The organism is Streptomyces sp. NBC_01176, from assembly GCF_045039825.1.
Taxonomy (GTDB): Bacteria; Actinomycetota; Actinomycetes; order Streptomycetales; family Streptomycetaceae; genus Streptomyces.
This window is the reverse complement of the sequence record NZ_CP108600.1, coordinates 7,890,360-7,905,072: the sequence shown is the minus strand read 5'-3', so window position 1 is coordinate 7,905,072 and position 14,713 is coordinate 7,890,360. Positions and strand designations below refer to the sequence as shown.

The window sequence follows — 14,713 nt, the reverse complement described above, 5'->3', positions numbered from 1 at the left end:
TCGGGCGCCCCCGCTCACCGCGCCGCCCGCCGAACCGGGCAACATCGCGACGCCGGAACGCACCGACCCCCGGCCGCGCGGACCGTCGGACCGCCCCGGCCCTCAGACCGCTCGGTTGCGCCGGCGTGCCAGCTCGTCCACGGGGTTGTGTCCGACGAGCGTCTCGCCCGTGTCCACCCGCTCCCCGTGCAACTGGGAGAGGGCGTTCTCGACGTCCCGCCACACCACGCCCACGGCGATCCCGAAAACGCCCTGGCCGCCCTGGAGCAGGGCGTGGACCTCGTCGGGCGAGGAACACTCGTAGACGGTCGCGCCGTCGCTCATCAGCGTCATCCGCTCCAGGTCCCGGAAGCCGCGCTCCCTGAGGTGCTGGACCGTGGTGCGGATGTTCTGCAGCGACACTCCCGTGTCGAGGAACCGCTTCACGATCTTCAGGACCACCACGTCCCGGAAGCTGTACAACCGCTGCGTCCCCGACCCGTAGGCGGGCCGCACACTCGGCTCGACCAGACCCGTCCTGGCCCAGTAGTCGAGCTGCCGGTAGGTGATGCCCGCGGCGGCGCACGCCGTGGGTCCCCGGTAGCCGATCTCCTCGGCAGCCGTCCCGCCCTCGCCCGGCACCGCTGTCGGCCGCTGTGGAACGTGGTCGGCCGTGCTGTCGTGATGGGGGTACCCCCTGCTCGAGCCGAGCCGAGAGCTTGGGGGAGGGTACGGGCCGCTCTCCCCCAGACCGCGTCCGGGGGCACCCCCAGCCGTACCGTCGCCGCTGCTTCTCACGCCGACCTCCGTCCTTGACCTGCCTTCTCGACGGTAGGCAGTCACCAGGGGTGCGTCAACGATCGCCACACTCGGCACGCCGAGTGATAATCACCCTGAGAGTGGTTTCCCGTGTCCCACCGCGGGGAAAGGCTAGCCGAATGCTCTCGGAGTGAGCCGCAGCGCGCCACAGTCGCCACGGGCAATTGCCGACCGGACTACTCCGATCCCGTGACGCGGCACAGCTGCGGGAACGGGTGTCCGGGCGCCCGGCCGCGGCACCCGCCCCGTCACTGGCTGTTGGTCCCGAAGTCCTCGGGCGAGATCTGGTCGAGGAACTCCCGGAACTTCTCCACCTCGTCCTCCTGCTCGTCCGGAATCGCGATTCCCGCGTCGTCGAGCACCCCGTCACTGCCGTAGATCGGCGTTCCGGTGCGCAGCGCCAGCGCTATGGCGTCGGACGGACGGGCGCTGACCTCGACCCCGCTGGCGAACACCAGCTCCGCGTAGAAGACCCCCTCGCGCAGATCGGTGATGCGCACCTCGGTGAGCTCCTGGCCGACGGCTTCCAGCACGTCCTTGAACAGGTCGTGGGTCAGCGGTCGTGCGGGGGCCATGCCCTGCTGGGCGAAGGCGATCGCCGTCGCCTCCCCCGGTCCGATCCAGATGGGGAGGTAGCGATCGCCTCCCACTTCACGCAGGAGCACGATCGGTTGGTTGGAGGGCATTTCGACCCGGACACCTACGACATCGAGCTCGTTCACACAGCAACCCTAGGCCGTGCCCGGGACGTTTGGGTAGTCGAGCACAGAACGGGTGGGCGATCCGGCCGACTGTCAGGCCCCGAGGTCAGGGCAGCCTTACGCCCAGCGCGGTCTGCACCAGTGCGGCGTGCAGCCTCACCGTGAGCCCCGCCAGCTCCTTCGTACGCGCTTCCGCGTGCGCCCTGGTCTGCGGATTGCGGTGGCGCCTCAGCGGGGCCACCACCTGGTCCACCAGCCCCGCGTCCCGTTCGGCGGCGGCCTTCATCGCCCGCAGATGGCGTGGCTCGATACCGAACCGCCCCAGCTCGACGACGAGTGCGGCGACCGTCACCGCCTCGGCGTCGTACGTCCCCTCCGCCAGTGGGGCGATGAGCCCGTACGACTCCCACTCCTGCAGCTCCTGCTCGCCGATCTCGGCGGCGGCCAGCAGCTCCGACCGGCCCACCCGCACCGCCGTGGGCGCGTCGGGCTCCGGCAGCTCCGCGTCGCCCCCGTCGCGCTGACGTCCCAGGGAGGGCAGTCGTACGGGCTCGCCGCGCTCCAGGGCGTCCAGGTGCTCGCGGATGACCTTCAGCGGAAGATAGTGGTCCCGCTGCATCCTCAGGACGTGCCCGAGCCGCTCGACGTCGTCCGCGCTGAACTTGCGATACCCCGAGGGCGTCCGCCGCGGCTCGATGAGCCCCTCCGACTCCAGGAACCGGATCTTGGAGATGGTGACCTCGGGGAACTCGTCACGCAGCGCGTTCAGCACCGCGCCGATGCTCATCAGCCCACTGTCCGCTGCGGCGGTACCGTTGCCGGCACCGCCGCTCGGTGTTCGAAGCATGGACCTTCCTGGGGGTCCCCCCGGACGGAGTCTGGGGAAGGGTCAGATACCTCGCTGGCTCGCGTAGAAGACCAGCCGGTACTTACCGATCTGCACCTCGTCGCCGTTCGACAGCGGAACCGAGTCGATCCGCTCCCGGTTGACGTACGTCCCGTTCAGGCTGCCCACGTCGGCGACCGTGAACGAACCGTCCGCGGCACGACGGAACTCCACATGCCGACGCGACACGGTCACGTCGTCGAGGAAGATGTCGCTCTGCGGATGGCGCCCGGCCGTGGTCAGCTCACCGTCCAGGAGGAAGCGGCTGCCCGAGTTCGGACCGCGGCGGACCACCAGGAGCGCCGAGCCGAGCGGCAGGGCGTCGACGGCGGCCTGCGCCTCCGGAGAGAGCGTGGGCATCTGCGTCTGACCGGTGACCTCGGCATCGTAGGCCTCGAGGCCCGAGATGGAGATCGTCGACGTCGTCTCGGACGCACGCTCCGGGACCGCCCCGGGCCGCAGCGGCGCACCGCAGTTCGAACAGAAACGGCTGTTTTCCGCGTTGCGGTTACCGCACCTCGTACACACCAGGGCCGACATGGGATCCTCCTGCCGCGGCTGCCCCCCAGGGACATGAGACGCGTACGGGTCGGCAGCGAACCCTCCACCCGTACTTGAGGCTGACGGTTCCCCGAAACCTATGCGGCCGGACTGGGCAGGGTCAACAGACGGCGCGCCCTGACCACCGGAAATGTCGCCGCCCGGACCAGCGACCTGGTCCCGGAACAGCGGGCGCTCGCCACCCTGGCCCTCCACGTCTCCATGGCGTGGTGCACGGTGCCGGGCGTTGTCGCCGCCCTCGCGTGCGCTCTTGCCGAACAACTTCGCAAACAACTTCACGGGCGATTCCCCTTGACCGAAACAGACCCGCCCGTGGGGCAGGACGAACCCTGATTGCACACACCGGTCGACCCGGACATCCTCACAACGTCCGTATCCACCAGACAGTTTCCACCACGCACCACCCATTCGGTGCGCCGACCCCCCGCAACCTCATGCCCTCGCCGCACCACCCCCATGCGCCCCCGGCTCACTGGGAGGAGGACCGAGCGTAGTCAGGCAGCTTCGCGGCCCGCAAGGCATCCACAACGATCTTCGTCGCACGCTCCACCGTGACGGTGGCCTGCTCCTTCTCCAGAGTCTGCACCACGCCTCCGGGGATGTTGAGCGCCGGCTCGAGGTCCTGCGGCTTGCCGATGACCTTGAAACGATAGGGCTGGGTGATCTTGTTCCCGTCCACGCTCACGCCCTTGCCGGAATCGCTCAGATAGGTGCTGGCGACAACCCGCACACCGTTCACCTGAATCGCCTCCGCACCGGCCGCGCGCAGCTCCTGGATCGCGTCAAGCAGCATGTCCGCCTTGACCGTCCCCTTCGTATCGTTGATCGTCAGCGTGATGCCGGGTCCCTGCGCCGCCACCGTGCCCGCCAGAATGCCGAGTTGCTTCTCCTTCTCGGCCGTCTGCTTGCGCGCCTCGGCAGCCTGGTTCGAGCTGTTCTCCAGCTCGGTGCGCTGATCTTCGAGACCCTGCTTCTCGTCTTCAAGACGCTGAGTACGGTTGTCGAGTTCATCGAGGATACGTACGAGATCCTCTTGACGTGCGCCACGCAGCGCGCTGCCACTGTCGCTGTTGGACGCCACCTGGACGGCCAGGCCGAAGCCGAGGCCGAACAGCAGCAGCGCGACGATGAGTTGCGCACGGGACACTCTCGGCGGCCACACCCCCTTCACCAGCCGCTGACGGCCGGTCAGCGCCGGGACGCCCTCCGCGTCGTCCGGCGGGGGCGCGCCCTGCTGTCGGGGAGCCGAGTTCTCGGCGGCCGCGGCCGGAACCTCCTCGGGAAGTTCCCTGCGCAGTCGGTTGTCGGGGGTCTCATCCTCGTTGCTCATCGGCCTCACGCCCGGAACACGTGCCGACGGATCGCCGCGGCGTTGGAGAAGATACGGATACCGAGGACGACCACGACACCGGTGGAGAGCTGGGCACCGACGCCCAACTTGTCGCCCAGGAAGACGATCAGCGCCGCGACGACCACGTTCGACAGGAACGAGACCACGAAGACCTTGTCGTCGAAGATGCCGTCGAGCATCGCGCGCAGGCCTCCGAAGACGGCGTCGAGCGCCGCCACGACGGCGATCGGAAGGTAGGGTTCCACGATCACCGGAACCTCGGGCCGGACCAACAATCCAGCCACGACTCCCACGACGAGGCCCAGTACGGCGATCACGATGTGCCCTTCTCTGTGCTCGGCTGTGCTGTACGTACGATCACACTTGGTGCGGCGGACAAACGGACGTCGTCGTCGACGGAGATGCTGGTCCGGATGCCGTAGTTCTCCTGAAGGGCGTGAAGATACAGCCCGTCGGCACTGTTCTGGAACCTGGTGCTGAGCCGCTCGCCGTCCCCCACCGCGAGCACCGTGTAGGGCGGCACCAGCGGCTTGTTGTCGACCAGTATCGCGTCTCCGGCGGCCCGGATCGCCGAGAGCGCCGTCAGCCGCTGTCCGTTGATCGACACGGCCTCCGCGCCGGACTCCCAGAGCCCGTTGACGACCCGCTGCATGTCACGGTCGCGGACCCGGCCGGTGTCCGAGAACCCGTTGGTCTCACGCGGATCACCGTCACCGCCCTGGGTGGCTTCCTTGGCGTCGTTCACGACCAGCTTCACGCCGGGACCGTGCACGGCGACGGCACCCGACAGGACGTCGACCAGGTCGGCCTGGTCGCCGCCCCCCTGCTTCTTCAGTGCCTCGCGCTGCCGGGCGCTCACGTCGTCGCGCAGGGCGTCGACACTGCTCTCGAGCTTGTCCGCGGACGAGGTCTCGCGTTGGATCCGGTCGATGAGCTCCTGGCGCTCCTTGGCCACAACGGGCGCCGCGATCCGCGCGTTGGCCGCTCCCACGGTCACGACCAGGGCGGCGAGCACGAGACCGGCGGCGAGACCGAGCTTCGCCCGTACCGTCTTCGGCATGCCGCCGGCGCCCTCGGTCTTCTTGCGGGCGGCCGCCTCGGCGTATCCGTCGTCGAGGCTGTGGTCCATGACGTTGGTGAGCAGCGACATGGAGGCGTCCGGGCGCGGGGGGCGCGGAGGTGTGCTCCGAATGGGGGGCTGCTGCGGCATGCCGCACATCGTCGCACGTCGTGGGTGCTACCTCCGAATGGCCCCACCCACGTGCCGGGCAGGCCCCCTTGGGGACACCTGTCCGGCATGCGCGTGTGCCGGCTCCGAGGCAGGCGGCGTTCGCTCGACAAGGCGAACGCCGCCTGTTCGCGGCTAGCGGCCGGCGCTGTCCACGACGGCGGCCCACTCATCGAGCAGGGCCTCCGCCGACGCGACGTCGGGGCCCTCGGCCCAGAGATGCGTCACGGCCTCGGCGGGGTCGGGCAGCACCATCACCCAGCGCCCGTCGGCCTCCACGACGCGAACACCGTCGGTGGTGTCCACGAACCGGTCCCCCGCTTCCTCCACGACCCGGCGCATCACGAGGCCCTTGACCGCCCAGGGAGTCGCGAGATCTCGCTTGAGCACGTGCGCCCGCGGAATCCGCGCGTCGATCTGGCTGAGCGTGAGCTGCGTCCGCGCCACCAGTCCGATGAGGCGGACGAAGGCGGCCGCACCGTCGAACACACTGCTGAACTCCGGGATGATGAAGCCGCCGCGTCCGTCACCGCCGAAGATCGTCGACTCGTCCCGTCCGACCCGGGTCAGGTCGTCCGGCGACGTGGTCGTCCACTCCACCTGGGTGCCGTGATAGGCCGCCACCTGCTCGGCGATGCGCGTGGTGGTCACCGGCAGCGCCACTCGCCCGCTGCGGCGTTCCGCGGCCACCAGGTCGAGCATCACGAGGAGAGCCCGGTCGTCCTCGACGATCCGTCCCTTCTCGTCGACCAGCGAGAGCCGCTCGCCCACCGGGTCGAAGCGCACTCCGAACGCGGCGCGCGCGGACGCGACGATCTCGCCGAGCCGTACCAGTCCGGCTCGCCGGGTGTCGGCGGTCTCCGTCGGCCTGGACTCGTCGAGGCCGGGGTTGATGGTCAGGGAGTCGACACCGAGCTTGCCCAACAGGCTGGGAAGCACCAGACCGGCACTGCCGTTCGAGGCGTCCACGACCACCTTCAGCCCCGACTCGGCGACACCCGTCGTGTCCACGTTCCTGAGCAGGGAGCCCGTGTACGAGTCGAAGACGCTGGCCGGGAAGTACAGGTCCCCGATCTCACCGGGGAACGCGCGCCGGTACTCCTGTCGCGCGAACACCCGGTCGAGCTTGCGCTGCCCACCCTGTGACAGGTCGGCGCCTTCCCCGTCGAAGAACATGATGTCGACGGAGTCCGGCACCCCGGGTGTCGTGCGGATCATGATCCCGCCCGCGCTGCCTCGCGCCGTCTGCTGCCTGGCCACGGGCAACGGTACGTTCTCCAGGTCGCGTACGTCGATGGCGCTGGCCTGCAGCGCCGAGATGACCGCCCTCTTCAATGCCCGCGCGCCTCGGGAGTGGTCACGGGCCGTGGTGACCGTGGAGCCCTTCTTGAGCGTCGTCGCATACGCTCCCGCGAGGCGCACCGCCAGCTCCGGAGTGATCTCCACATTGAGGATGCCGGACACACCGCGCGCTCCGAAGAGATGCGCCTGACCGCGCGACTCCCAGATCACCGAGGTGTTGACGAATGCGCCGGCCTCGATGGTCTTGAACGGGTAGACGCGTACGTTTCCCTGAATGATCGATTCTTCGCCGACGAGGCATTCGTCGCCGATGACGGCGCCGTCCTCGATCCGTGCGGCCCGCATGATGTCGGTGTTCTTGCCGATGACACAGCCTCGAAGATTGCTGTGCTGGCCGACGTACACGTTGTCGTGCACGACGGCTCGGTGCAGGAAGGCGCCGCTTTTGACGACGACGTTGGAGCCGATGACCGTGTGTTCACGGATTTCGGCGTCCGCTTCGACCTTCGCGTAGTCCCCGATGTAGAGCGGGCCGCGCAGCACGGCGTCGGGGTGCACTTCGGCGCCCTCGGCGACCCACACGCCCGGGGAGATCTCGAAGCCGTCGATCTCGACGTCGACCTTGCCCTCCAGGACGTCGGCCTGCGCCTTCACGTAGCTCTCGTGGGTGCCCACGTCCTCCCAGTAGCCCTCGGCGATGTATCCGAAGACCGGCTTTCCTTCCTTCATCAGCTGAGGGAAGACATCGCCCGACCAGTCGACGGAGACATCCGCCTCGACGTAGTCGAAGACTTCGGGCTCCATGACGTAGATACCCGTGTTCACCGTGTCCGAGAAGACCTGACCCCAGGTCGGCTTCTCCAGGAAGCGCTCGACCTTGCCCTCTTCGTCGACGATGGTGATGCCGAATTCGAGGGGGTTGGGGACACGCGTCAGGCAGACGGTGACCAGCGCACCCTTTTCCTTGTGGAAATTGATGAGATCCGTGAGATCGAAGTCGGTCAGGGCATCGCCGGAGATCACCAGGAAGGTGTCGTCCTTCAACGCCTCTTCGGCGTTCTTGACGCTACCGGCAGTACCGAGTGGCTTCTCCTCATTGGCATAGGTGAGCTCCATGCCGAGCTCTTCGCCGTCACCGAAGTAGTTCTTGACCAGAGAGGCCAGGAACTGAACAGTCACGACGGTCTCGTTGAGCCCATGCCTTTTGAGCAGCCTGAGCACGTGCTCCATGATCGGGCGGTTGGCCACGGGCAGGAGCGGCTTGGGCATGCTTGAGGTCATGGGACGAAGGCGAGTACCTTCGCCTCCGGCCATCACTACGGCCTTCATGTCGGAAGCGTCCTCCTTTAAGAGACGACGGACTAGCCGACTTCACCCGTCCAGATTGTCCCGCAGTTTTCGAGCGCGGGCCATCGGGGGGCTTCAACTGCCCCTTCGGGCCGAGCTCAATCGGCCATGGTGTCCGTCCGGACAAGCCGGCGGACCTGCACCATGTACAGGACTCCTGCCCACCAGTACAGGGTTGTACCCCACCCGGCGAACGCCCATCCGAAAATCGCACCGAGTGACGCGATCCATCCGTGTCCGTCGCTGAGCAGCAACAACGGGAAGGCGTACATCAGGTTGAAGGTGGCGGCCTTCCCCAGGAAGTTCACCTGCGGCGGCGGATAGCCGTGGCGCCTGAGGATGCCCACCATGACCAGCAGGACCAGTTCGCGCGCGAGAAGTGCGGCGGTCAGCCAGATCGGCAGAATCTCGCGCCAGGTGAGGCCGACGAGAGTGGACAGGATGTAGAGGCGGTCGGCCGCGGGATCCAGCAGCCGGCCGAGGCTGCTGATCTGGTTCCAGCGCCGTGCGAGCTTCCCGTCGAGATAGTCACTGATGCCGCTCAGCATGAGCACGAGCAGGGCCCAGCCGTCGCTCTTGGGGCCTCCGAACTCCGGCCTGAGGATCAGCCACAGGAAGATGGGTACGCCGACCAGGCGTGCCATGCTGAGGATGTTCGGGATGGTGAGGACCCGGTCCGTCTGAACGCGGGTCTCCTGGACCTCCACCCGGGGGCCTCCTGTGGGAAATGTGCCAACGATGCCCCCTGACCTTACCCGCAGCCCTGGCACCGCGACGCGGCGGGTGTGCGCCCCGCCGCGAAACACCCTTGCAGGACGGCTGGGAAAGCCTGGAAAACAAAAAAAGCTCCGGCTCTCGGGCGTATTTGCCCGAGAGCCGGAGCTCTAAAATTTGTTCGGCGGCGTCCTACTCTCCCACAGGGTCCCCCCTGCAGTACCATCGGCGCTGTAAGGCTTAGCTTCCGGGTTCGGAATGTAACCGGGCGTTTCCCTCACGCTATGACCACCGAAACACTATGAAACTGTCAACCGGAGCCGTGGCAAAGCTACGACGGTTGTTCGTGGTTTCAGAACCAACACAGTGGACGCGAGCAACTGAGGACAAGCCCTCGGCCTATTAGTACCGGTCACCTCCAGCGGTTACCCGCCTTCCAGATCCGGCCTATCAACCCAGTCGTCTACTGGGAGCCTTAACCCCTCAAAGGGGGTGGGAATACTCATCTCGAAGCAGGCTTCCCGCTTAGATGCTTTCAGCGGTTATCCCTCCCGAACGTAGCCAACCAGCCATGCCCTTGGCAGGACAACTGGCACACCAGAGGTTCGTCCGTCCCGGTCCTCTCGTACTAGGGACAGCCCTTCTCAATATTCCTACGCGCACAGCGGATAGGGACCGAACTGTCTCACGACGTTCTAAACCCAGCTCGCGTACCGCTTTAATGGGCGAACAGCCCAACCCTTGGGACCGACTCCAGCCCCAGGATGCGACGAGCCGACATCGAGGTGCCAAACCATCCCGTCGATATGGACTCTTGGGGAAGATCAGCCTGTTATCCCCGGGGTACCTTTTATCCGTTGAGCGACGGCGCTTCCACAAGCCACCGCCGGATCACTAGTCCCGACTTTCGTCCCTGCTCGACCCGTCGGTCTCACAGTCAAGCTCCCTTGTGCACTTACACTCAACACCTGATTACCAACCAGGCTGAGGGAACCTTTGGGCGCCTCCGTTACTCTTTAGGAGGCAACCGCCCCAGTTAAACTACCCATCAGACACTGTCCCTGATCCGGATCACGGACCCAGGTTAGACATCCAGCACGACCAGACTGGTATTTCAACGACGACTCCACCATGGCTGGCGCCATGACTTCAAAGTCTCCCAGCTATCCTACACAAGCCGAACCGAACACCAATATCAAACTGTAGTAAAGGTCCCGGGGTCTTTCCGTCCTGCTGCGCGAAACGAGCATCTTTACTCGTAGTGCAATTTCACCGGGCCTATGGTTGAGACAGTCGAGAAGTCGTTACGCCATTCGTGCAGGTCGGAACTTACCCGACAAGGAATTTCGCTACCTTAGGATGGTTATAGTTACCACCGCCGTTTACTGGCGCTTAAGTTCTCAGCTTCGCCAAACCGAAGTTTGACTAACCGGTCCCCTTAACGTTCCAGCACCGGGCAGGCGTCAGTCCGTATACATCGCCTTACGGCTTCGCACGGACCTGTGTTTTTAGTAAACAGTCGCTTCTCGCTGGTCTCTGCGGCCACCCCCAGCTCACCGAGTAAATCGGATCACCAGTGATGGCCCCCCTTCTCCCGAAGTTACGGGGGCATTTTGCCGAGTTCCTTAACCATAGTTCACCCGAACGCCTCGGTATTCTCTACCTGACCACCTGAGTCGGTTTAGGGTACAGGCCGCCATGAAACTCGCTAGAGGCTTTTCTCGACAGCATAGGATCATCCACTTCACCACAATCGGCTCGGCATCAGGTCTCAGCCTTGATGTGCGACGGATTTACCTATCACACGGCCTACACCCTTACCCCGGGACAACCACCGCCCGGGATGGACTACCTTCCTGCGTCACCCCATCACTCACCTACTACAGGTCTGGACCATCGGCTCCACCACTCCCCTTTGCCCGAAGGCTCCAGGGCGGCTTCACGGACTTAGCATCGCCTGGTTCAATGTTTGACGCTTCACAGCGGGTACCGGAATATCAACCGGTTATCCATCGACTACGCCTGTCGGCCTCGCCTTAGGTCCCGACTTACCCTGGGCAGATCAGCTTGACCCAGGAACCCTTAGTCAATCGGCGCACACGTTTCTCACGTGTGTATCGCTACTCATGCCTGCATTCTCACTCGTGAACCGTCCACCACTGCCTTCCGGCGCGGCTTCACCCGGCACACGACGCTCCCCTACCCATCACAGCAGGCGTTGGCCCTATTGCTGCAATGACACGACTTCGGCGGTACGCTTGAGCCCCGCTACATTGTCGGCGCGGAATCACTAGACCAGTGAGCTATTACGCACTCTTTCAAGGGTGGCTGCTTCTAAGCCAACCTCCTGGTTGTCTGTGCGACTCCACATCCTTTCCCACTTAGCGTACGCTTAGGGGCCTTAGTCGATGCTCTGGGCTGTTTCCCTCTCGACCATGGAGCTTATCCCCCACAGTCTCACTGCCGCGCTCTCACTTACCGGCATTCGGAGTTTGGCTAAGGTCAGTAACCCGGTAGGGCCCATCGCCTATCCAGTGCTCTACCTCCGGCAAGAAACACACGACGCTGCACCTAAATGCATTTCGGGGAGAACCAGCTATCACGGAGTTTGATTGGCCTTTCACCCCTAACCACAGGTCATCCCCCAGGTTTTCAACCCTGGTGGGTTCGGTCCTCCACGACCTCTTACAGCCGCTTCAACCTGCCCATGGCTAGATCACTCCGCTTCGGGTCTTGAGCGCGCTACTAAATCGCCCTATTCGGACTCGCTTTCGCTACGGCTTCCCCACACGGGTTAACCTCGCAACACACCGCAAACTCGCAGGCTCATTCTTCAAAAGGCACGCAGTCACGAGATATGTGCAAGCACATATCCGACGCTCCCACGGCTTGTAGGCACACGGTTTCAGGTACTATTTCACTCCGCTCCCGCGGTACTTTTCACCATTCCCTCACGGTACTATCCGCTATCGGTCACCAGGGAATATTTAGGCTTAGCGGGTGGTCCCGCCAGATTCACACGGGATTTCTCGGGCCCCGTGCTACTTGGGTGTTTCTCAAACGAGCCGTTGACGTTTCGACTACGGGGGTCTTACCCTCTACGCCGGACCTTTCGCATGTCCTTCGCCTACATCAACGGTTTCTGACTCGTCTCACGGCCGGCAGACCGTGAAAGAGAAATCCCACAACCCCACATACGCAACCCCTGCCGGGTCTCACACGCATATGGTTTGGCCTCATCCAGTTTCGCTCGCCACTACTCCCGGAATCACGGTTGTTTTCTCTTCCTGCGGGTACTGAGATGTTTCACTTCCCCGCGTTCCCTCCACTTGCCCTATGTGTTCAGGCAAGGGTGACAGCCCATGACGACTGCCGGGTTTCCCCATTCGGAAACCCCCGGATCAAAGCCTGGTTGACGACTCCCCGGGGACTATCGTGGCCTCCCACGTCCTTCATCGGTTCCTGGTGCCAAGGCATCCACCGTGCGCCCTTAAAAACTTGGCCACAGATGCTCGCGTCCACTGTGCAGTTCTCAAACAACGACCAACCACCCATCACCCTGCCCTGAAGGCAAGTTCACTGGGGCCGGCACTGAAGGCAGCCAAAATCGGCCGTACCTTCAGACACCCAACAGCGTGCCCGACACCCTCGCCACTCATGATCAGCTTTCCACGCTCCGAAGAGCAGTACTGGCAGCCCGAGATGACTGAAAGTGCCGAATAATCAACGTTCCACCCATGAGCAACCACCGTCGAACGTTTGCCGACGTAGTGGCCTCTGACCTCACCCCGGAGGGATCGGTAAGAAGTGCTCCTTAGAAAGGAGGTGATCCAGCCGCACCTTCCGGTACGGCTACCTTGTTACGACTTCGTCCCAATCGCCAGTCCCACCTTCGACAGCTCCCTCCCACAAGGGGTTGGGCCACCGGCTTCGGGTGTTACCGACTTTCGTGACGTGACGGGCGGTGTGTACAAGGCCCGGGAACGTATTCACCGCAGCAATGCTGATCTGCGATTACTAGCAACTCCGACTTCATGGGGTCGAGTTGCAGACCCCAATCCGAACTGAGACAGGCTTTTTGAGATTCGCTCCGCCTCACGGCTTCGCAGCTCATTGTACCTGCCATTGTAGCACGTGTGCAGCCCAAGACATAAGGGGCATGATGACTTGACGTCGTCCCCACCTTCCTCCGAGTTGACCCCGGCAGTCTCCTGTGAGTCCCCATCACCCCGAAGGGCATGCTGGCAACACAGAACAAGGGTTGCGCTCGTTGCGGGACTTAACCCAACATCTCACGACACGAGCTGACGACAGCCATGCACCACCTGTACACCGACCACAAGGGGGGCACCATCTCTAATGCTTTCCGGTGTATGTCAAGCCTTGGTAAGGTTCTTCGCGTTGCGTCGAATTAAGCCACATGCTCCGCTGCTTGTGCGGGCCCCCGTCAATTCCTTTGAGTTTTAGCCTTGCGGCCGTACTCCCCAGGCGGGGAACTTAATGCGTTAGCTGCGGCACCGACGACGTGGAATGTCGCCAACACCTAGTTCCCACCGTTTACGGCGTGGACTACCAGGGTATCTAATCCTGTTCGCTCCCCACGCTTTCGCTCCTCAGCGTCAGTAATGGCCCAGAGATCCGCCTTCGCCACCGGTGTTCCTCCTGATATCTGCGCATTTCACCGCTACACCAGGAATTCCGATCTCCCCTACCACACTCTAGCTAGCCCGTATCGAATGCAGACCCGGGGTTAAGCCCCGGGCTTTCACACCCGACGTGACAAGCCGCCTACGAGCTCTTTACGCCCAATAATTCCGGACAACGCTTGCGCCCTACGTATTACCGCGGCTGCTGGCACGTAGTTAGCCGGCGCTTCTTCTGCAGGTACCGTCACTTTCGCTTCTTCCCTGCTGAAAGAGGTTTACAACCCGAAGGCCGTCATCCCTCACGCGGCGTCGCTGCATCAGGCTTTCGCCCATTGTGCAATATTCCCCACTGCTGCCTCCCGTAGGAGTCTGGGCCGTGTCTCAGTCCCAGTGTGGCCGGTCGCCCTCTCAGGCCGGCTACCCGTCGTCGCCTTGGTGAGCCACTACCTCACCAACAAGCTGATAGGCCGCGGGCTCATCCTTCACCGCCGGAGCTTTCAACCCACCCAGATGCCCAGGCAGGTATTATCCGGTATTAGACCCCGTTTCCAGGGCTTGTCCCAGAGTGAAGGGCAGATTGCCCACGTGTTACTCACCCGTTCGCCACTAATCCACCCCGAAGGGCTTCATCGTTCGACTTGCATGTGTTAAGCACGCCGCCAGCGTTCGTCCTGAGCCAGGATCAAACTCTCCGTGAATGTTTTCCCGTAATCGGGACGACACCACGAGAGCGGAACCAGGAAGAGGAATAATCCTCCCGGTTCACAGCGTCCTCGCTGTGCGCCCACCCCAGTCAAGGAGCGGGACTTTTTCAAAGGAACCTCGCCCCGACCGATCGGCCGGAGACGGGGTATCAACATATCTGGCGTTGATTTTTGGCACGCTGTTGAGTTCTCAAGGAACGGACGCTTCCTTTGTACTCACCCTCTCGGGCTTTCCTCCGGGCGCTTCCCTTCGGTCTTGCGTTTCCGACTCTATCAGACCGTTTCCGTATCCGATTTCCTCGGCGCTTTCCAGGTTTCCGCTTTCGCGTTTCCCTTTCCGGCGGTTCCAAACACTATCAGTGTTTTCCTGTCTCTCTGACCACCGTCCTGCAGACATGCAGAAGGAGACCCCGAGATAGGATCTGACAAGTTGGGTGCTGCCAGGCAACGACGCTTGGACGCGCCGCTCAGCCTC

Annotated in this window: 9 protein-coding genes and 3 rRNA genes; all 12 read right to left on the bottom strand. The window is 63.8% G+C overall.

The features are described from left to right. Nucleotides 1–102: 102 nt before the first annotated feature. Nucleotides 103–777, bottom strand: coding sequence for a MerR family transcriptional regulator (locus OG199_RS34290; RefSeq protein ID WP_405832720.1), 675 nt, complete (start codon nt 775–777; stop codon nt 103–105). A 269-nt stretch (nt 778–1,046) separates the two neighbouring features. Beyond that, on the bottom strand, nt 1,047–1,520 hold the full coding sequence (locus OG199_RS34285; protein ID WP_006123076.1) for a bifunctional nuclease family protein: 474 nt from the start codon (nt 1,518–1,520) through the stop codon (nt 1,047–1,049). 85 nt (nt 1,521–1,605) lie between these two features. After that, complete coding sequence (locus OG199_RS34280; RefSeq protein ID WP_356807418.1) at nt 1,606–2,346, bottom strand: MerR family transcriptional regulator; 741 nt, start codon at nt 2,344–2,346, stop codon at nt 1,606–1,608. 42 nt (nt 2,347–2,388) lie between these two features. After that, nucleotides 2,389–3,354, bottom strand: coding sequence for an FHA domain-containing protein (locus OG199_RS34275; RefSeq protein ID WP_266697580.1), 966 nt, complete (start codon nt 3,352–3,354; stop codon nt 2,389–2,391). 61 nt (nt 3,355–3,415) lie between these two features. Continuing rightward, nucleotides 3,416–4,276, bottom strand: coding sequence for a DUF881 domain-containing protein (locus tag OG199_RS34270; protein WP_356807416.1), 861 nt, complete (start codon nt 4,274–4,276; stop codon nt 3,416–3,418). Between the two features lie 5 nt (nt 4,277–4,281). Next, nucleotides 4,282–4,614 (bottom strand): small basic family protein, encoded by a 333-nt coding sequence (locus OG199_RS34265; protein WP_148007916.1) that lies wholly within the window; start codon nt 4,612–4,614, stop codon nt 4,282–4,284. Continuing rightward, nucleotides 4,611–5,516, bottom strand: a complete 906-nt coding sequence (locus OG199_RS34260) for a DUF881 domain-containing protein (protein ID WP_405832718.1) — start codon at nt 5,514–5,516, stop codon at nt 4,611–4,613. Before OG199_RS34260 ends, OG199_RS34265 begins: the two co-directional genes overlap by 4 nt. 144 nt (nt 5,517–5,660) lie before the next feature. Further along, on the bottom strand, nt 5,661–8,156 hold the full coding sequence (locus OG199_RS34255; protein ID WP_266697583.1) for a mannose-1-phosphate guanyltransferase: 2,496 nt from the start codon (nt 8,154–8,156) through the stop codon (nt 5,661–5,663). Nucleotides 8,157–8,272: 116 nt separating this feature from the next. Further along, nucleotides 8,273–8,881, bottom strand: coding sequence for a CDP-alcohol phosphatidyltransferase family protein (locus OG199_RS34250; RefSeq protein WP_356807409.1), 609 nt, complete (start codon nt 8,879–8,881; stop codon nt 8,273–8,275). 186 nt (nt 8,882–9,067) lie between these two features. Next, a 5S ribosomal RNA gene (gene rrf / locus OG199_RS34245) occupies nt 9,068–9,184 on the bottom strand. An 86-nt stretch (nt 9,185–9,270) separates the two neighbouring features. After that, nucleotides 9,271–12,392, bottom strand: a 23S ribosomal RNA gene (locus OG199_RS34240). A 314-nt stretch (nt 12,393–12,706) separates the two neighbouring features. Beyond that, nucleotides 12,707–14,232 (bottom strand): 16S ribosomal RNA (locus OG199_RS34235). Together the 16S, 23S and 5S rRNA genes form the textbook arrangement of a ribosomal RNA operon. Between the last annotated feature and the right edge of the window lie 481 nt (nt 14,233–14,713).